Genomic DNA, 19,524 nt, shown 5'->3' with positions numbered 1-19,524 from the left:
AGGCCGTCCGCCGGACCACGGCCGTGCCGCACCGTGCCGCGCATCCCCTCCTCAGAGCGCGGCGACCGCCGTGCGCCGCCGTCCGGGACCGGCGTGCCCGCAACCGGAGACCAGCCCCGCACCACCCCCCACCACGGCCCCCCGCTCGGGGCGTCGTGCGAGAGAGGAGTCCCACCGATGGAATCGCTGGAGAAGAGCAGAGAGTATGTGCTCGCGCTCTTCCGCATCGTCGTCGGCCTGATGTTCGCCTGCCACGGGGCCGCCACACTCTTCGATGTCCTGGGCGGTCCCCATGGAGCCAAGCCGGAGATCGCGGCCTGGCCCGGTTGGTGGGCCGCCGCCATCCAACTCGTCGGCGGGGGACTGGTGCTGTTCGGCGCCGCGACCCGCCCCGCGGCCCTGGTGTGCTCCGGATCCATGGCGTACGCCTACTTCGTCGAGCACCAGTCCGACGCGCTGTTCCCCATCGAGAACGGTGGCGAGGCCGCGGCCATGTTCTGCTGGTCGTTCCTCCTCATCGCCGCCCTCGGCCCGGGCCGTTGGAGCCTGGATCCCGTGGTCCGCCTCGGCCGCCGGACGGGCAACCGTCCGGTAGCGACCAGGTAGCGACCCGACCAAGTCGCCCCGGACGGCGCCCGGCCCCCACCCACCCTGCCGGTCGCCGTCCGGGGTCCGCCCGTACCGGGAGCCCACCGACCCGTTCAGAACGCGAGGCGAATTCCGGAGAACAGGGGCACGGGCCGTGCCTCCCGCCGCGTCGGGTCATGCAGGGGCGGGCTTCTCCCAGACGGACACATGCCGACGGCTCTCGCTCGTGAAGGCTTCCCGTGTCCAGCCCTCCCAGCGCTCCCGCAGCCGCAGCCCGGCGAGCCGGGCCATCAGGTCGAGTTCCGACGGCCACACGTACCGGAAGGGGATCGACCTGTACTCGCCCCGGCCGTCGACCAGATCGACGTAGTGCGAACTCGTCGCCTGGGTGGCGACGTCGTAGAGGTCGACGGCCCATCGGGTCGGACCCACCTCGTAGGGGACGGCGTTCTGCCCGGGCGGGAGCCTGCGCAGTTCGGGGACCATGACCTCGACGACGAAGCAGCCCCCCGGCGCGAGATGGGCCGCCGCGTTGCGGAAACAGTCCACCTGCTCGTCCTGCGTCGTCAGATTCATGATCGTGTTGAAGACGAGGTAGGCGACGGAGAACGTCCCCTCCACCCTGGTCGTGGCGAAGTCACCGATCGTGACGTCGATCGCGTCACCGCCCGGCTTGGCCCGCAGCCGGTCGACCATCGCCCGGGAGAGGTCGATGCCATCGACCGGGACCCCGCGCCGCGCCAGCGGCAGGGCGATACGCCCCGTCCCGATGCCCAGTTCGAGAGCCCGGCCGCCGTCGGCGAGAGCGGCCAGGAAGTCGGCCGTGGTGTCCACGACGCCGGGGACGAACATGTCCCCTTCCTCCTCGTCGTACGCCGCCGCGACCTGTGCGCCGAAGAATCCGTCCCGATCGTCCATGGCGGGACCGTACTGCGCGAGCCTGGGGCGGCGCCCACCGTTTTCTTTCGGCCGTGGCCCGATCAGACGCCGGCGGTCCTGCGTTCCCGGTCGGTGAGGGGCGCCGAGTCAAGACGTGGCTTGCGGGGTCCGAACACCATGGGGATGAGCATGTCCGGTGAGAACAGCCTGGTCGCCGGCTTCTCCATGCTCATCACGTCCAGCAGGGCGCCGAGGGCCCGCGGATTGCCGGCCCCGGTCTCCACGGCCCGGTCGATGAAACGGGCGAGGAACCGCTCGACGCCGTTCGGGGGAACCTCGGTGGCTCCCGGGTACAGCGCGTCCTGGCCGACGGCGAGGTCCCACGCCGCGGCGACGGGCCGGGTGGCCGCACGCTGGAGCCGGCGGGCCGTGCCCGGGGCGGTGAGCCCGCCGGAGCGAAGGACGGCACGCAGGGCGAGCGCGCTCTGGGCGGCGACGGTGAGGCCGTGGCCGTATACCGGGTTGTAGGTGGCGACGGCGTCGCCGAGCACGACGAAACCGTCCGGCCAGCGCTTCACGGACTCGTAGTGGCGGCGGCGGTTGGCCGTGGAGCGCGTGGTGACGACCGTGCCGATCGGGTCGGCGTTCTTGATCAGGATTCCGAGTACCGGGTCTGACAGACCGAGAGCGAACTCCGCGAACGCCTCCGCCTCACCGCTCGGTTCGCCGTTGCGGCTGCCGCTGAGGGTGACGATCCAACGATCGCCCTCGACGGGCAGGATGATCCCGCCCCGACCGGGCGCCCTGGCCGGGTTGGCCTGCACATTGACCAGCGGGAACGCGATGTCCGCGGTCGAACCGGGCGCGCGGAAGTGCCGGGTGGCGTACACGACACCCGCGTCGACCTCGCGTTCGGCGACCTTCGGGACGCCGAGATCCTGGAGCCACACCGGGGCGCGGGAGCCACGCCCGGACGCGTCCACGATCAGCTCCGCGGCCAGGGAGGACACCTCGCCGCCGGCCCGGACCCGGACACCGGTGACCCGGCGCCGGCTGCCGTCCAGAGTGAGGGCGGTCGCGTCCTGACGGAGCGTGATCCGCCGATCGGCCAGCACCCGCTCACGCAGGACCGAGTCGAGAAGGTCCCGGGAACAGACCAGGTTGCGGTGGTGAGTGGCGGCGAACCGGCGGAACCACACCTCGTTGGGGGCCCGGGAGACCATGTCCCGCATGATGTGCACCAGCCGTCCGCCCCGGGCCACGATGTCGCCGACCAGCCCCGGCAACAGCTCGTCGAAGGCGCGGACACCGCCGCTCCACACCAGATGGGCGTGGCGGGCCTGGGGCACCCCGCGACGGGGTTCGGGCCCCTTGGGCAGGACGTCCCGCTCGACCAGGGTGACATCGGCGAACTCGGCGAGGACGCCGGCCGCGAACAGACCGGCCGCGCTGGCCCCGATGACGACGGCTCTCGGTCTGCGGGGGGTGACGGGCTCAGACATCGGAGGTCACGCTCTCTGTGCTGGTCGCCAGCCGGTGGACGCTGTGGACGAGACGGGGGTGGTGCAGTGCCTGCGAGATGGCGTCGATCTGGTCGCTGATCTCCGGACCGACACGCGAGGGCCGCGCCCCGGCCGTGAGCGGGGTGCTGTCGCGGCACGCGCCGATCGCGCTCTGCAGGGCGACGGCACCCGCGACGGCCCGGGCCTTGGGATCGGGGTGCTCCTTGGCCGCCGCCCGGTGCGCCCGCTGATAGAGGGCCGTGTCGTAGTACGGCGCGAGGATGCGCAGCGCGTCGTGGATGCGCTGCCGACGCTGCAGGAGACGGAGGTCCACCGGCGCGAACGGCCCGATCCGGGCGTCGGCCGCGCCCGGCCCGAGGGGGCGGACCGCCCGCCACAGCGGACGCAGCCGCCGGTGGTCGCGCTGGTCGCGGGTCCAGCGCTGAAGGAACGGCCCTATCTGCGGGGCGATGAAGCCGACCGCGACGAGGACGGCTTCCGCCAGGGCGAAGGGCGGGGCCGCGACCGTGCTCAGCTCGTCCAGGTCGGCTCCGGCCCAGCGGGCGGTGACGGCGGTGAGCTTCGTGGCGTCGAAGACGAGCCCGGTGGCGAAGCCGAGCTGGAGGCAGATGACACTGCTCCGCAGCCAGCGGTTCTCGATCTCCGGGAACCACTTCCACAGCATCGCGGCGGCGACCAGGCACGACACCAGATGGGCGACCACGTACAGCAGGACGAGTTCGCGGATCCAGGGGGTGGTGGCGTAGTAGGTGTCGAAGTCGTAGATCCTCGGGGTGGGGGCGTCGCCCACCACGAAGGTCACCCAGATCGCCGCCACGATCCCCGTGTAGATGGCGTAGATGAGCCGGATCCGGCGTCGGCGGCGCGCGGAGGGCTCCTCCCGCCACCGCATGATCATGGTGAGGCTGGTGGCGCAGAACGCGGTCAGGAACGTGTACGCGAAGGGCGCCGCCAGATTGGGTACCCCCGTCACCCGGTTGATCAGGTCGATGTTGACCGGGACGAGGATGACCAGACACGCGGTGGCCCAGAACAGCATCAGCGTGATCGCCCGCACCTCGGGATCACGCCACGTCCGCACGGACGTCGGCAGCTTGAACGCGAGCGCGACCGCCAGCAGGACCGTCGGCAGGAGATACGGGATGTGGAACTGCGGACTGATCACAGGAACCGCCCCCCTCGGTGCAGGAGGGACAGATTGATCCGCCCTTCGAGCGTCGTCGGGGTCACGGGCCCCTGCGCGTAGCGCCCGGTCACCCAGGTACGGACCTCCCGGCCGAAGAGCAGGCCGAACGTCTCCGCCTCCACCTCGTGGGCGTCCCCCGATTCGGCCCGGGCCGCCACGGTCAGGATGACATCCAGCGAGACCTCGTCCGCGTCCAGAACCTGCCGTACGGCCCGGCGGAGCGCGTCCGGCGTCTGATCGGCGGGCAGCGCGCGGGCGGCGGCCGGCAGACCGGCGACATGATGACCGCAGTCGCCCTGCTCCTCGTGCCACAGCTCGTGCCCGAGGATCACCAACTGGGCCTCCGGTACGGTTCCCGCCTCGACCACGATGATGGAGCGGTCCCCCAGATCCAGACGCATCCCGGAGACGGGCAGGTCGGGCGGGAAGACCCGGAAGACGAGCTGGACCGGCCGGCCGGTGCGTACGCTCATCGCGCGGCAGAACTCCCGCATGATGACCGCCGGTTCCGCCGGCCGCTGCACCGACCGGGCCGCCTCGGCGGCCAATGCGGCCAGCAGGTCCTTCATCGCCCTGGCCGTCATCGCCCTGGCACTCATCGGCGGCAGTCCCTCTCGGGGGCGAGCACCGAACGCAGCACACCCTGCACCGTGCGACCGTCGCACACCTGCCGCGCCCCATGCTCCGAGACCCCGAGTGCGCGGCTGATCCGCGTCACGAGATCCGCCGTCGCCCGCCGGGGGCGTCGAGATGCCGCAGGGTGCCGGCGAGTCGAGTGGCGGCTGCCTCCACCGTGGTACTCCCGGAGGTGAGGGTGCGATAGCGGGTGGCAGCCGCAGCCTATGCCGCCCTCATTCGGTCGACAACGATCGTTTCGGCCAACGCAGTTGGGTCGTTGCCGCCTACAACCGACCCTTGCCGTACGGCTGCCGACCGCTCCTGCCTACTGCCGACCGACCCCTGTCGTACGGCTGCCGACCGCCCCTCGTCGGCCTGCCGTACGGCTGCTTCCGTCGGGAGCCTACGCCTCCACCACGAGCACCACATCGCGCTGGGTGACCTGAGGCCGGTCCGCCACCACGCTGAGCACCCATGTCCCCGGCCCGGCGACCAGTTCACCCCGCAGCTCACCCGGCTCGCCCGGTGCGAGGTCCGTCCACACCGCGGGCCCGGCGTCCCCGCTCCGGTGCAGCCCCATCCGTACCGTGCGCCCCCGTTCCACCCCGACCGCCGTCACCTCGAACGGCGCGCCCGACACGGCGAGTTCCGGTACGACGATGCCGAACTCGTCGTCGGCGGCCAGGGTCTCGCGCGCGGACTTCCCGTGCAGCACGGCGGTGAGCTGATGCCCGAACGCGTCGGCACTGGTGAGATTGGCGTGCCGGTGACCGTTCCACACCGCCTCGTCCATCCCCCGCAGCGCCCAGCGCGCGAACGCCGACTCCTCCGGGACCGTGCCGTCCCCCGTCCACGGCTCCTCGTCGTCCAGGGCCAGGGAGAACTCGATCTTCTCCGGTGCGACGACCACACCGTGCACGGTCGGATGGGACCGCCCGCCCAGACAGTGCACCCGGTACGGAAGCTCACCGTCGTCGCTGTTCCTGCGGTTCTTGCGGACCGCGTCCTCGAACTCGCCGTGGAAGTCGAACGCGTCCGCCACCAGCGCGGAAGGCAACCCCACGTCGATACTGGTCAGATGCTCGTGGTGCCCCTCGGGGAACTCGGGGCGGCGCACCGCCGCGTAGACCGGCAGCAGCTGACCCATCGACGGGAAGGTCCGGCACAGCTCCGCGAGTTGCTCATTGACCCGTCTCGCGGCGGCCCCCGCCAGGCTTCTCCGTACGGCCCCCCAGCCCTCGGTGGGCACGCCGTGACCGGTCAGGAAGCGGACCGCCTTGGCCGCGCCGCGGTGCGGGGTGCCCAGGGTGACCAGCGCACGCGTGATGTCCCGTCCACCGAGGCACTCCAGGTAGTACCGGCCGACGAGACCCCCCATCGAATGGCACAGGAGGATCACCCGGGGCGGGTCCTCGGCGCGCGGGTGGAAACGCTCCACCTGGCCGCGCCACCGGCTCAGCTCCCGCTCCACGAACGTCCGCAGGCTGTCGGCCGTGACCCGGTTGGACAGCCGCCAGTCGTAGGGGAAGAGCGCGTACTGCTCCGGCACCAGCCCGGTGAGCATGGTCCTGGCGTCCGGATATCCGAGGTGGGCCAGGAAGCCCGGCAGGGCCTCCGGCGACTTCACCAGTTCCGTCGCCTCGACCGCCCAGGGCTCCTCCGGCCGGTGGTCGCCGATGTCGTCGGGCAGCCGCAGACGCTCCACCGCCCTGCTGAACGGCAGCGCGCCGAGCAGCGCCTGCCGTGACTGGTGCCAGAGGTCCTTGCCGTCACGGGTGAGCCGGGTCCCCGTGATACCCGGGACGAAGACCACCAGGTCGTGCTTCAACCGACCGCTCCTTCACTGATGTGCCAGATCGGCAGGATGGTTCCTGCCGTACAACCGCTGGGGGCGCCGGGCGACGACCACCGCGGACCGCCGGAGGCCGCCGGAGGTCGCCGGGGGCCGCGAGGCGCCGCCCGTGCCGGCCCGCTCACAGCCGGGGGCCGCTCCGCCGGCCCTTCACGGGCCGCAGCGCCGACGCCTTCAGCAGGATCCGGTCGCAGCGCTGCCGGCCCTGGAGCGCCAGCGTGATGCCCGACGTCTCCTGGAACAGCGCGTCCGCCGCCTCCACGTCCAGACCCCGCCACGGCACGACCGCCTGCTCCAACGGACGCCAGTGCACCGCGTCCAGGACCGCCAGGGTGCGCCGCCCTCCGCACACCACCAGCAGCGGGCGCTCCGGACTGCCGCTGAACAGCAGCGCCGTGGGACGCCCGCCCGCGTACGGCACCTGCTCCCGGACCCAGCGCGACCCCTTGCAGCGGGCGACGGCCAGCCAGTCGCCCTCCGCCCAGGCCAGCAACGGCGTCGACTCACCCATCAGATGATGCTCGCCCAGAGCGACGGACACCGTCCGGCTGCCCCGCTCGTCGAGCGCGGGCAGCTCCCGCCAGTCCGGGCCGCCCGTCTCCCACATACGGAAGCCACGGCCGGTGTCGACCACCAGACGGGTACCGCCGTCGGCCATGGTCCGCGCCCGTACGGCGTGCGCCACCACCGGCACCCTCGACTCCACCCGCCACCGGCCGTCGCGCAGCGTGCGGCAGACCACCTGACGAAGATCCGGGAAGTACAGCCGGGGCACCCCGTCCGCGAGGACGAGTTCCAGACCCCGTACGAGATCGCCGTCGTCCCCTACGAGGGGGATGTCCTGATCGATCCGGTACCCGCCGAGATCCTCGGCCACCGACCAGACGCGCACGGTCCGGCCGAAGGCGGTCGCGACGAGCCAGCGGTCGCCGTACCGGAGCGCCCGGACCGCGGCCACCTGCCCATCGTGCCGCAGCACCAGGTGACCGCGCTCGGTGCCGTCCGCGGCGACCTGACTCACCAGCACCTCACCGCCCGCGGCCCGGCACAGCAGCGGCGCGGCGCCGGGAGCCCCGGCCGCCAGCGCCACCATGAGCCGCTCCGTGTGGCCCCGGCGCAGCGCGTCGCCGCGCGCCCGGACCGTGGACCCCACGTCCAGGATCCGCACGTCCGGGCCGTCGGCGACGGCGATCCTGCCGTCTCCGCGCGGATGACAGGCCAGCGCCTGTCCGTGCCGGTGCCCGTCCACCGGGAAGACACACAACGGATCCCGAACACCGGGCGCGCCCCCACCGACGCTCTCCGCCCCGCTCCCGCCGGCCTCCGGGGCGATCTCGTGCACGACGACCTGATGGTCCTCGTGCAGCGCCAGCAGGGGACCGTCCTTCCAGCGGCCGAGCGCCAGCCCCCGGGCCGGGGTGCGCAGCGCCAGGACGGGCTCGACCTTCACGCCCCGCCCGTCCGGCTCCAGCCGCCACACGGTACCGGTGCGCCCGTCGGTGCACGCGAGCCACGCGAGCGGGGCGGCCGGCCCGTCCGCCGGGGGTGCGGTGAGCGCGGCCACGGCCCGGGCGGGCAGCGTGTTCGCGCCGAGCGTCCAGGCGGCGCCCAGCAGGCCGTCCGTCTGCGGATGCACCTCGTGCAGCACCGTCTCGTGCCCCGCGGCCAGTAGGAAGTGACGGTTACCCAGCGAGAACAGGGCGATCCGGTCGGCCCGCAGCGGCAGTACGTCCGCCAGCACCGCGCGCCCCGCACTGCCCCCGGCGTCCCACTGCCAGGCCCACACCCGGCGACCGTCCGCCGCCATCAGCAGGGCCCGGTTGCCGCACTCCTCGACCGCGAGCGCGGCGGGCGCGCCGCCCCAGCCGAACACCCGGGCGGGATGCGCCGCGAGATCGTCCCAGAGCAGCACCTCCTGGCTGTCACTGGCGGCCGTGAGCCGCCGCCCGCCGACCAGCGCCCCCGTCACCTGGGTGAGGACCCGGTGCCGGTCCGGTGTCCTGCGGGTCAGCCGATGCTTGCCGGTCTCCGGCTCATGGACCACCACCCCGCCGGGCACCGCCGCCGAGAGGGCCTCCTGGTCCGCGTCGGCCGACCAGTGCAGGGCCCGGGCCCCGCCGGGCGCGGTGGGCCAGCGCAGATCGAGGGGGACCGGCCGGGCGTCCGTCCACTGCTCCGTCCACGGCAGCGCCGCGAAGCCGGGCGTGGTCATCGTCCGGTAGCTGCCCGTCCGATGGCTGACGAACGCGGCGCTGCGCAGCAGGGACCTGCGTTCCACGGGGTCACGCCGGACCCGGAACGCGTCCGCCACCCGCACGTACAGAGCAGCCCCCTCGCACCCCCGCAACTGGGCCGCGGCCAGCGGCGCCACCGCGTCGGGATCGGTGTGGACGAGGAACTCGGCGTCGTCCAGCAGCCGATGCAGCCGCTCCTCACCCGCCTGTGCCGCGTGCACCGCGAGAAACGCCTGGGTGTAGCCGTCCGCGCGGGCCCAGTCGGCGGCGCCGCGCCCGCGCAGGGCGTCGTGCAGCCGCCGGTGCCCCTCGGCCGGGGTCAGCCCCGCCCGTTCCAGCACATGCGCGCCGAACCCGGCGTGGGCCAGCCGGTAGGTGCCCGACTCCACGGTGATCAGGCCGCCTTCGGCCAGCGCGAGGACGTCCGCGACCTCGTCCCGGGTGAGCGGGGCGCCGGGGTCCTGCTCCCGGCCGTCGAGGGCGTTGGCCATGGACACCAGCAGTGTCAGGTCCCGCACACCACCGCCGTGCACCAGCGCCAGCGGCGCCAGCACCCTGACCGCCGGCCTCGCCCCGTCGCCCTCCAGATGGGTCAGCTCCCGGTCCACCCAGGGACGCAGCCCCGTGCCCGCCTCGGTGAGCCGCGCCGAGAGTTCCTCCTGGAGGAGCGGACGGGACCCGCGCACGAGCTGGCCGGAGATGAGCCGGGCGACCAGGAACAGCCGGCCGCTCTCCTGCGCGATCGTCTGCGCCGCGTCCCCGCGCAGCGCCGCCCGGCGGTCACCGGCGTACGGCCCCCGGGAGGCGAGGACCGCCTCCGCCATCACCGCGATGTCCCGCTCCGTGTCGTCGTCCTCGTCGAGGGCGAGCGGGGTGGCCGACCGGTTCAGCACGTCCAGCAGGCTCTCGCCCGGCGCCGATCGGGCGAGCTGTCTCCGGGGTCGCGGCCGGGTCGCGACGACGACCTTGACGCCGGGGGTCTCCGCCAGCCGGTTCAGCAACTGCCGGGCGATCTCGTGCGCCTGGCCCGGCATCGCCTCGTCCAGTCCGTCGAAGACCAGGTTGAGGGCGCCCTTCTCCCGGTGGGCGAGATCGCCGACGGCCCGGGCGCACTCGGCCGGGTCCGCCAGGGCGTCCGGTCGGGGGCGCATCCCGTCGAAGGAGCCCAGGGCGGACCAGAGCGCGCCCACGACCGCACCCAAGGACTTGTCCCGGCAGGTGATCAGGGCGTGCACGGTGCCGGGCCGGGGGCACACCTGCGGCGCCGGCTCCGGAGTCAGCCGCTGTCGGCGGCGGGCCACGGACAGCAACGTCAACATGCCCACCAGCGCCGTCTTGCCCGAGCCGCCGGGACCCGTGACGACCTGCATGCCGTGCGAGACGGTGTCCAGCCACCGCACGAGACGGCTCAGTACGGCCTGCCGTCCGGTGAAGTCCCGCTCCAGCGCGCCGCCCTCCTCCAGACCGAAGTGCTGTCCCTCGGTCCAGGGCAGCGGGGCGTCGTCGGCCAGCACCGCCTGGCGGGTCCAGCGGTCGTCCGCGTCCCGGTCCTCGTCGCTGAAGTACGGGTTGTGCAGGAAGCTGTTGGGCAGCGGGCGCACCACCTCGTGCCCGGGCCGCTCCTCACGGGTCTCCAGCCCCTCGGCCGCCGCCTGCTGGTCGACAGCTTGCACCAGATACGGCACCGGGACGTAGAGAGCGGAGCGGTCCAGCGGCCGGGAGTGGTCGGCGACCTCGATGTCCGGGTCGTCCAGCACCGCGGTCACCCAGCGCAGCCACAGCCCCTCGCGGATGGTCTCGCCCACCCCCGACGTGCCGATCACCTCGAACCCGCCGCCCCGCGTCTCGTACGCCTGGGCCACCGAGGCACGCTCCTTGCTCACCGCACGCCGCAGCGCCTGCGGCAGATGGCCGTGCGACGAACAGGCGTCCAGGACGAGCAGGGTGTGCGCCTGGCCCGGCGCGTCCAGGATCCGGTCCACGATCTCGCCCAGCGCGAACGCGCGCCCCGGGTCGAAGGGGCCGCGCGCCCAGCTGTCCCGGCAGGCCAGATGGAAGCCCTCGGCGGCGTCCACCCCGTGCCCCGTCCAGTACAGGATCTTACGTTCGGCCCGGCGCTCCAGAAAGGCGTCCAGCCAGGCCGCGATCCCCTCCCGCGTCCGGTCCTCGGGCGGCGACATGACCTCGCCGAACCCCAGCCTGCGCGAGGCGAGGGCGGCGAACCGCTCGCTCTCCTCCCCGATGTGCGAGAGGACCTCGCGTCCCCCGTGCCTGGCCTCGTTGTCGTAGGTGTCCACCGCCAGCACGGCGACCAGACCGGACCCACGCGCAGAGTCCCTTCCCCGTTCGCGGGACACCGCCCCACCCCCGCTTCCGAGCCCTGTCCGTCCCGATCCCCCATTATCGTTTTCAACTCATTCATATGTAAGGGGAGTTCATGGCACAGCGCGACAGGTTCACCCTTCTGGGACAGGTGACCGACTGTCATGTCTACGAAGGTGACGGGACCCGGCCGATCAAGGAGGAGAACGTCCGCGTCCTGTACGAGAACCGGCGCGTCCGGTTCCCCGACGAACTGGGCCTGTGGCGGCGCGAGATCGAGGACGAGGAGGCCCGCCGCCAGGCGGCGGGGGAGTCCTACCGGTGGAACAACCCCCGCTTCGCCGTGGAGAGCCTGGTCGTCTCCCGTACCCACACCGCGGAGGAGCCCCAGGTCACCCTGTCGTTCCTGGACGCCGATTATTACGACTACCTCACCACGTCCATCAACCTCGACCGCACCCTCGCCAACGGCTCGACCCTGCGCCGCCAGTACCTCCAGGACCGCGACCCGCTGGACGCACCCGCATGGATGTTCTGCAGCTTCGGCGTCAACGTCGCCGTGGAGACGGGCGTGGACCGCAAGATGCTGTTCTCCCGGCGCAGCGCCAAGGTCGCCGGCCCCAACGCCCGGCGCTGGAACTCCTCCGCCAACGAGGGCGCGGCGGCCCATCACGACCTGTCTCCCACCGGCGGCGTCAGTCTGCACGCCATCGCCCGCCGCGCGATGCGGGAGGAGTTGGCCGTGCAGGCGTCCGACCGGGTCGACCTGGAACTGCTGGGCTTCGGCCTCGACCTGCTGAACAACCAGTGGGCCGGGTTCTTCCGGGCCGTGCTGACCGACCTGGACGAGGACGAGCTGAGGTCCCGCTGGAGCCGGGGCATTGAGGACAAGTGGGAGCACGAGGAGTTCGCCTTCGTCCCCGCGGACCCGGCGTCGGTCCTGGACTTCATCCACCGCACCGACGCCTGGACCCCCTGCGCCCCCGCCCTCTTCTATCTCGCCCTCGTCCGGGGCGCCGTACGCGACCAGGGCGAGAACGCGGACGGACGCCTCCTGGTCGACGAGACCGCCCGCGCGATCCTGCGCCGGGGCACGGCGGACCTCCACTGACACCTGCACGGCAGGTTCTCAGGCCCCGGCTGACCGGCGGGGTCGGACCACCTCCCGGCGAGGTGCCGACCCTACCGGCGGTCCTCGTCCCCGGCGCCGGGCGCCTGCCGACGCGCCTGCCGGCCGAGCGCCTCCAGCGCGGGCAGCGCCGCCCGCAACCGCCCCCGCTCCTCCTCGTCCAGCCGCGCGATCTCCCGGCACAGCGCACTGGTGGTCTCGCTGCGCGCCGCCCCCAGCACCGAGCGCCCTTCGGTGCTCAGCGCGATCAGACTGGCGCGCTGGTCGCGGGGGTCGGGGCTACGGCTGATCCAGCCCGCCGCGGCGAGGAGGTCGACCATGCGGGACGTGGTGGACAGCGAGATCCCCATCCGTGCGGCCAGCTCACCGATCCGCACCGGACTGTGCTCGTCCAGGACACCGAGCGCGGTGAGTCTGCTGGGGGTCAGATCGCGGTGGGTGCGCTGATCGCCCCTCAGCAGCGGCGCCAGATGCTGGATCGCCATCCGCAGCCGCCCGGCGGTCTCGGCGTCGCCCGCCCCGGCCGTACCGCCGGCGGCCGGCCGGTCACCCTCACGGCCGCTCATCACGCACCTCCGGCCGCCGTGTCCGCGGCGACGGCCCGCCCTCGTCGCCGGGATCGTCGTGGACGTACTTGCCGCCCCGCATCAGCGACGCCAGCGCGGCGATCACACACGCGGCGATCGCGAAGCTGAACGCCACGGTCAGTCCGCTGTGGAACGGCCCCGAGATCAGCTGCGGGAAGAACTCCCGGCCCGACAGATACCCGGCCCGACCGGACGGAAGCCGGTCCAGGACCTGGGCGCCGAGCAGAGTCTGTACGGGGTTGTACCCCAGCAGCGAGGCGAACAGCACGCCCACCGGCGGCAGGGCGGCGACCCGGGCCGCGTCCGCCGCGGGCACCCCCTGGGCGGTGAGTCCATGGGTCAGCGCGGAGGGCAGCGCACCGGCCAGCCCCGTGATCATCAGTGAGAAGAACACCCCGATGGACAGCACGATCGCCGAGTTCTGGAACGTCGTGCTGATCCCGGCGCCCACACCTCGCTGGTCGGGCGGCAGACTGTTCATGATCGCGGCCCGGTTGGGCGCGGCGAACAGCCCCATCCCGATCCCGTTGAGCAGCAGGATCAGCGCGAAGTACGGGTAGGAGAAATCCACCGGCAGCGCCGCGAGCGCGGCGAAGGTGGCCGCCGCCAGCAGCATGCCGCCGGTGGCGAAGGTCCGCGCCCCGAACCGGTCGGAGGCCCAGCCGGAGACCGGCCCCGCGACCAGGAAGCCGAGGGTCAGCGGCAGCATGTAGATCCCGGCCCACAACGGGGTCTCGGCGAAGCTGTAGCCGTGCCGGGGCAGCCAGATGCCCTGCAGCCAGATGATCAGGATGAACATCAGCCCGCCCCGCCCCAGCGAGGCCAGCAGCCCCGCCACATTGCCCGCCGTGAAGGCCCGGATGCGGAAGAGACCGAGGTGGAACATCGGCGAGGCCACCTTCGTCTCGATCACACAGAACAGCACCAGGACGACGATCCCGCCGCCGATGGCCCCGAGGACCACCGGGTTGGTCCAGCCCATGGGATGGCCGCCGTAGGGCTGGATGCCGTAGGTGATTCCGGCCAGCACCGCTATCAGACCGATCGCGAACGTGGCGTTGCCCCACCAGTCGAGCCGGGCGGGGGCCCGTACCCCCTGGTCACGCAGCATGAGATAGGCCCACACCGTGCCGAAGACCCCGAAGGGCACGGACACCAGGAACACCAGCCGCCATTCGATCGGCCCCAGCAGTCCGCCCAGCAGCAGCCCGAGGAAGGACCCCGCGATGGCGGCCACCTGGTTGAGCCCCAGCGCGAGCCCGCGCCGCTGCGGCGGGAAGGCGTCGGTGAGGATGGCGCTGGAGTTGGCCATCAGCATGGCGCCGCCGACCCCCTGGAAGACCCGCATGGCGATCAGCCACAGGGCCCCGGCCGTGCCGTGCATCCAGGTCACCGAGAGCAGCACCGAGAAGAGCGTGAACACGGCGAACCCGGCGTTGTACATCCGGGTCCGGCCGTACATGTCCCCCAGCCGCCCGAAGGTGACCACCAGCACGGCGGTGACGACCAGATAGCTCATGATCAGCCAGAGCAGCAGCCCCGTGTTGCCCGGCTGGAGCGGGTCGACGCCGATCCCCCGGAAGATGTCCGGCAGGGCGATCAGCATGATCGACATGTTGATGGAGGCCATCAGAACGCCGAGCGTCGTGTTCGACAGGGCGATCCACGGATAACCGGGCCCCGGCGGTCGGCCCGCCCCTCGCCGGAACGGCACCGCGGTACGGACCTCGCTCGTCCCCATGGAGATCACTTCCAGCGGAACGTCTTGCTTGCTTGCCTACAACCAACCTAATACGCGGACGGCCGCCCGGCCACCGACGAAGCACGGCGTCGGGATGTGTCGGAACGTGCGCCCGAAGGCAACAAGTTCCGATAGTCCCACACGCTCACCGGGGCATTCGGGCGTGCCCCGTGTCGCCCCCCGGGCCCGCTGTATAGCTGGGTCCATGGCAGATGTCCGGGTGGCCTCCCCACAGGGCAAGTGGCTTCTGTGTACCACCGTCCTGGGCTCCAGCATGGCCCTGCTGGACTCCACCGTCGTCTATGTGGCCCTGCCACGGATAGGCGAGGACCTGGACACGGGGCTCGCGGCGCTCCAGTGGACCGTCAACGCCTACATGCTGACGCTGGCCGGGCTGATCCTGCTCGGCGGCTGCCTCGGCGACCACTACGGGCGCCGCAAGGTCTTCGTCACGGGTGTGGTGTGGTTCGCGGTGGCCTCCCTGCTGTGCGGGCTGGCGCCCACCGCCGAGGTCCTGATCGCGGCCCGGGCACTGCAAGGGGTCGGCGGCGCGCTGCTCACCCCGGGCTCGCTGGCGCTGATCCAGGCGTCCTTCCATCCCGACGACCGGGGCCGCGCGGTCGGCCTCTGGGCCGGGTTCGGCGGCGTCGGGGCGGCGGTCGGCCCCTTCCTGGGCGGCTGGCTGGTCGACGGCCCCGGCTGGCGCTGGGTGTTCCTGCTGAACGTCCCGTTCGCCCTGCTGTGCGTTCCGTGCGCGCTGCGCCACGTACCGGAGTCGGACGGCACGGGGCGGGCGGGGGCCGCGCCACAGGGCCGCTTCGACGTGCTCGGCGCCTGCCTCGGCGCGCTGGCGCTGGCGCTGGTGACCTTCGCGCTGATCGAGGCGCGCACCGGCACGGCGGTTGTCGCCGTCACCGCGGTCGCGGGCGTGGCGGCCGGGGTCGCGTTCGTCCTGGTGGAGCGGGCGCGGCCGGATCCGATGATGCCGCTGGACATCTTCGCCTCCCGCCGCTTCACGGCGGTCAACCTCGTCACGATCTGCTCGGACGGGGCACTGGCCGGCTTCTTCTTCCTCGCGGTCCTCCAACTCCAGGTGGTGGCGGGGTACTCGGCGCTCGCGGCCGGTACGGCGCTGCTGCCGACGACGGTGATGATGCTGCTGTTCTCGGCGCGCTCGGGCGAACTGGCGGAGCGGATCGGCCCCCGGGTCCCCCTGACGGTCGGGCCGCTGCTGTGCGCGGTGGGCATGCTGTTGATGCTGCGGGTCGGCCCGGACGCCTCGTACCCGGTGGACGTCCTGCCCGCGCTGCTGGTGCTGGGGCTGGGCATGGTCACCCTGGCCGCCCCGCTGACGGCGACCGTGCTGGCGTCGGTGGACACCGCGCGGGCGGGGCTGGCCAGCGGGGTCAACAACACCGCGGCCCGTGCCGCGGGCCTCATCGCGGTGGGCGCGCTGCCGCTGGTGTCGGGGATGAGCGAGACCGCCTATCGCTCGCCCGGTGCCTTCGACACCGCGTTCCGGCGGGCGATGCTGGTGTGCGCCGCGGTGCTGGTGGTCGGCGCGACCGTGGCCTTCACGGCGGTACGACACCTCGCGTCGGACGTCGCCCGGCCGACGGGCGGCCCACCCGGTGGGGCGATGGCACCCGCGCCGCCGGGAGCGGGGGAGAAGTCCACCACGGGGCGGCGGTGGACGGCGTAGGCATCCCGCTCAGGAAACCGCCTTGCGGGCGTGGAGCACATGGCCGTCCAAGGGGAGCGGCCCATGGGACACCAGGCTGAGGCCCACGGCGGACAGCAGGTCCGCGTAGTGGGACGCGGTGCGTTCACGGCCGCCGACATTGCACATCATGTGGAGGTCCCAGGAGACGGCGAGTGACGGGGAGCCGTCGGTGGGCAGGAGGCGTTCGACGATGAGCAGGTCCGCGTCGGCGGGCATCGCGCGGGCGCAATGGCGCAGGATCTCCCGGCAGCGGTCGTCGTCCCAGTCATGCAGGACCCGGGACAGGAGATAGACCGCGCCACCCCCGGGGACGTCCGCGAAGCCGCCGGCCAGACAGGTGCATCGGTCGCCGCAGCCGGCCGCGGCGAAGGTGCCGCGGGCGGCCTCCACGACATGGGGGCGTTCGAGGAGGACACCGTGGAGGCGCGGGTGCGCGGTCAGGATCCGGGCGAGCAACTCACCGTTGCCGCCCGCGATGTCGACAACGGTCGTGGGCCCCGGGGCCGCGCCCGCGGCGGTGATGACCGGGTGACGGGTGAGCGGCTCGAACATGCGGGCGCTCGCCGCCATGGACCGGTCGAAGAGGTCGGCGAGTGCGGGGTGGCGGGCGAAGTGGTCGAAGTGATGCGCGCCGAAGTGGTGGTCGAAGGCGGTCCCGCCGGTGCGTACCGTGTGACCGAGGGCCCCGAAGGACGCGTAGAACGGACCGCCGTACAGCAGCGCGAGGGGGCGCAGGGACCCCGGGGTGTCCGCGCGCAGCAGGGCGCCGAGCGACGTGAGCCGGAAACCGCCCCGCCCGTCGTGCGCCGCCACCCCCAGCATCACGAGGTACCGCAGGAGCCGGGCCAGGCTCTCCGCCTGCGCGCCGACCCGTTCCGCGAGCGGCCCGGCGGTGACACCCCGCTCCGTGCTCATGGCGTCGGGGATCCCGAGTTCGGCGAACACGGCGAGGGCCTGGGTCGTCCAGGCCCCGGTCAGCAGCCGCAGGAGCGTTTCGGCGGACTCCTCGTCGGACGCTTCCCCGAGGACAGCGAGATGGCTGCCGAGGACGGCTCGGTGGTCGCCCGGCGCGAACAGTTCCACCCTCCGGTATCCGGTCGCCGAGCCGTCAGGGACGAGGAAGTAGAACACCGTGCCGTCCTCGTGGGCGTTGTAGCCCCCGCCGTCCGGGACCGCGCCGCGACGGGTGAGGATCGCGCACATGCCGTGCAGCACCAGCGGCTCCGGCCGCCGCACCTCGAACGCCAGATGCGCCTCGTGTTCATGGGCGCGCTCGTGGGCGGCGAGGGGGGCGAGACGGGAGCCGGGCGGCACGGTCAGAGTGAACACCTCGACGGTGCGGTCGGTGCCGAGCGGCCCGTCGACCGACGGGCGCAGGATCCGGACGTCCAGCTCGGCGGGGTCACGTCCGTGCCGCGCGGCCAGCCGGTCCCGTACGACGGCACTCGGCACCGATTCGGCGGTCGGGTCCACCCTCAGGCCGTGGCCGGCCAGTTCGGTGTGGAGCGTGGGGAGATCGGGAGGGAAGACACTGAGCGCGGCGTGCGAGAAGTGACAGCGGTCCACCAGCGCCCGTGTCTCCGGACCGTCGAGACCCGGGAGCAGGGACGACAGCAGGGCGGCGGTGTCGTGGACCCGGACGAAGTAGATCGCGGCACGCAGGCGGGCCGAGTCGCTGGGATCCATGGTCGTCGAAGGCGTGGGCGTCATGGGGGTGTCCTGTGGGTTCGGTGGGCGGGGAGCGGCGGCCCGGGGAGGGAGGAGCGGGGGAACGCGACGGGGGCTCAGATCCCGACGTAGTTCTCGGCGAACCAGTCCTGTTCGGCGCGCGAGGTGCGCAGCGTCTCCAGGCAGGCGGGCTTGGTGAGGTCGTCGGGGAACGGCGAGGGTGAGCCTGCTCCGGTGCCGGGGATGTCCGGGGGCGAGCCCTCGTTCGTGCCGGGAACGTCCGGGGGCGAGTCCTCGCCCGCGCCGGGGATGTGGGGTAGTGGGCCTGCTCCCGTGCCGGGGATGTCCGGTAGTGGCCCTGCTCCCGTGCCGGGCATGTCCGACAGCGCGCCCGCTCCCGTGTCGGGGACGTCGTGCAGCAGCCGGATCATCCATCGGGAGAACCGCTGGGCCCGCCTGATGTGGGGCAAGCACCGCGCGGAGTAGGCATCGAGGCCCTCGTGGTCGCCGTGCGCGAGCGCCCGGATCAGCGCGTGGGCGAGCAGCTCGGCCTCCAGCACGGCGAGGTTGGCGCCCTTGGCGGCGGAGGGGCTGAGCAGGCCGGCGGCGTCGCCCGCGAGGAGCAGGGTGCCGTGACGCAGCGGTTCGAGCACATCGGACTCCAGGTCGAACACGGTGCGCTGGAGGAGCGGACCCCGGCGCAACGGGCCGTAGCGCTCCGCGCGCATCCGCAGGTCCAGCTCGGCCCAGACCTGGTCGTCGGACCAGGCGTCGGCCGGGGTGCCGCGCGGGCACTGGAGGTAGTAGCGCGTGACGTCGGCAGTACGGGCCATGTGCCCGGCGAACCCCCGGTCGTGCACCGCGTATCCCACGGCGTCCAGACTCGGCGGTGCCTCGGCGAGGAGACCGAGCCAGGACACCCCGTGGTCGCGATGCCGCCGCCGGACCGCGCCGGGCGGTAGGGAGCGCCGGGCGGCACCGTGGCGGCCGTCGCACCCGGCGACGTATCTGCCCTCCCAGCGCCCCGGCCGCCCGTCCGGGCCGCGCACCGTGACCGAGGGCCGTGCCCCGTCGGCGTCGAGCACGGCGAGGGCCTCGGTCCGGAACCGGATCCGGCCGCCCAAGGCCGTGTACCGCGTCACCAGGTCCGTGACCAACTCCTGCTGGGGGTAGACGGTGTGCCGTTCACCGCGCCCGAGGCTCCCGTAGTCCAGCCGGAACCGCCGCTCCTCGGTCCGGAACTCACAGACGGAGTGCGGGCGTCCGCGCCGGTGCAGTCCCTCGGCCAGACCGTGCCGGTCCAGGATCCGTACGGTGTTCGCGGCGAGGAACCCGGCCCGCGCCCGTGTCTGTACGTCCGCCCCGGCGGCCCGCTCCAGCACCACACAGTCGATCCCGGCCGCGGCCAGCAGATTCCCGAGCACCAGCCCCGCCGGGCCGGCGCCGAGAATGATCACGTCGGTCGATTCACGGA

Annotated in this window: 13 protein-coding genes; 3 read left to right on the top strand and 10 right to left on the bottom strand. The window is 73.0% G+C overall.

Features of this window, described 5'->3' with window-relative positions:
- Positions 1 to 177 precede the first annotated feature (177 nt).
- Positions 178 to 606, top strand: a complete 429-nt coding sequence (locus ACIQNG_RS26895) for a DoxX family protein (RefSeq protein ID WP_401488515.1) — start codon at positions 178 to 180, stop codon at positions 604 to 606.
- Positions 607 to 762: 156 nt separating this feature from the next.
- On the opposite strand, the gene ACIQNG_RS26890 is transcribed toward ACIQNG_RS26895, so the two are convergent.
- The 6 genes from ACIQNG_RS26890 to ACIQNG_RS26865 form a co-directional block, all read right to left on the bottom strand.
- On the bottom strand, positions 763 to 1,506 hold the full coding sequence (locus ACIQNG_RS26890; RefSeq protein ID WP_401488513.1) for a class I SAM-dependent DNA methyltransferase: 744 nt from the start codon (positions 1,504 to 1,506) through the stop codon (positions 763 to 765).
- Positions 1,507 to 1,568: 62 nt separating this feature from the next.
- Positions 1,569 to 2,969: an FAD-dependent monooxygenase gene (locus ACIQNG_RS26885; RefSeq protein ID WP_401488511.1), complete on the bottom strand. Its 1,401-nt coding sequence runs from the start codon at positions 2,967 to 2,969 to the stop codon at positions 1,569 to 1,571.
- A complete protein-coding gene (locus ACIQNG_RS26880) occupies positions 2,962 to 4,155 on the bottom strand; it encodes an MAB_1171c family putative transporter (RefSeq protein WP_401488509.1) in 1,194 nt (397 codons plus the stop codon). The genes ACIQNG_RS26885 and ACIQNG_RS26880 overlap by 8 nt, the downstream gene beginning before the upstream one ends.
- Positions 4,152 to 4,760 carry a toxin gene (locus ACIQNG_RS26875; RefSeq protein WP_401488558.1) on the bottom strand — a complete coding sequence of 203 codons (609 nt, stop codon included), beginning with the start codon at positions 4,758 to 4,760 and terminating at the stop codon, positions 4,152 to 4,154. The genes ACIQNG_RS26880 and ACIQNG_RS26875 overlap by 4 nt, the downstream gene beginning before the upstream one ends.
- Before the next feature lie 437 nt (positions 4,761 to 5,197).
- Positions 5,198 to 6,622: a hypothetical protein gene (locus ACIQNG_RS26870; protein WP_401488507.1), complete on the bottom strand. Its 1,425-nt coding sequence runs from the start codon at positions 6,620 to 6,622 to the stop codon at positions 5,198 to 5,200.
- Positions 6,623 to 6,767: 145 nt separating this feature from the next.
- Positions 6,768 to 11,237, bottom strand: coding sequence for a peptidase C14 caspase catalytic subunit p20 (locus ACIQNG_RS26865; RefSeq protein ID WP_401488505.1), 4,470 nt, complete (start codon positions 11,235 to 11,237; stop codon positions 6,768 to 6,770).
- Between the two features lie 80 nt (positions 11,238 to 11,317).
- On the opposite strand from ACIQNG_RS26865, the gene ACIQNG_RS26860 reads away from it, so the two are divergent.
- A complete protein-coding gene (locus ACIQNG_RS26860) occupies positions 11,318 to 12,313 on the top strand; it encodes a translation initiation factor 2 (RefSeq protein WP_401435619.1) in 996 nt (331 codons plus the stop codon).
- Between the two features lie 71 nt (positions 12,314 to 12,384).
- On the opposite strand, the gene ACIQNG_RS26855 is transcribed toward ACIQNG_RS26860, so the two are convergent.
- Both ACIQNG_RS26855 and ACIQNG_RS26850 read right to left on the bottom strand, forming a co-directional pair.
- Positions 12,385 to 12,897, bottom strand: coding sequence for a MarR family winged helix-turn-helix transcriptional regulator (locus tag ACIQNG_RS26855; RefSeq protein WP_401435622.1), 513 nt, complete (start codon positions 12,895 to 12,897; stop codon positions 12,385 to 12,387).
- Positions 12,884 to 14,659: an MFS transporter gene (locus tag ACIQNG_RS26850; protein WP_401488502.1), complete on the bottom strand. Its 1,776-nt coding sequence runs from the start codon at positions 14,657 to 14,659 to the stop codon at positions 12,884 to 12,886. The genes ACIQNG_RS26855 and ACIQNG_RS26850 overlap by 14 nt, the downstream gene beginning before the upstream one ends.
- A 205-nt stretch (positions 14,660 to 14,864) precedes the next feature.
- On the opposite strand from ACIQNG_RS26850, the gene ACIQNG_RS26845 reads away from it, so the two are divergent.
- A complete protein-coding gene (locus tag ACIQNG_RS26845) occupies positions 14,865 to 16,361 on the top strand; it encodes an MFS transporter (protein WP_401488500.1) in 1,497 nt (498 codons plus the stop codon).
- 9 nt (positions 16,362 to 16,370) lie between these two features.
- Here the strand turns inward: ACIQNG_RS26845 and ACIQNG_RS26840 are convergent, their stop codons facing one another.
- A complete protein-coding gene (locus ACIQNG_RS26840; RefSeq protein WP_401488498.1) occupies positions 16,371 to 18,092 on the bottom strand; it encodes a methyltransferase in 1,722 nt (573 codons plus the stop codon).
- Positions 18,093 to 18,166: 74 nt separating this feature from the next.
- On the bottom strand, positions 18,167 to 19,507 hold the full coding sequence (locus ACIQNG_RS26835; protein ID WP_401488556.1) for a 4-hydroxybenzoate 3-monooxygenase: 1,341 nt from the start codon (positions 19,505 to 19,507) through the stop codon (positions 18,167 to 18,169).
- Between the last annotated feature and the right edge of the window lie 17 nt (positions 19,508 to 19,524).

Source organism: Streptomyces sp. NPDC091377, assembly GCF_044757045.1.
Classification (GTDB): domain Bacteria; phylum Actinomycetota; class Actinomycetes; order Streptomycetales; family Streptomycetaceae; genus Streptomyces.
Note: the sequence above shows the minus strand (reverse complement) of the source record. Positions and strands in the feature narration are given on the sequence as shown.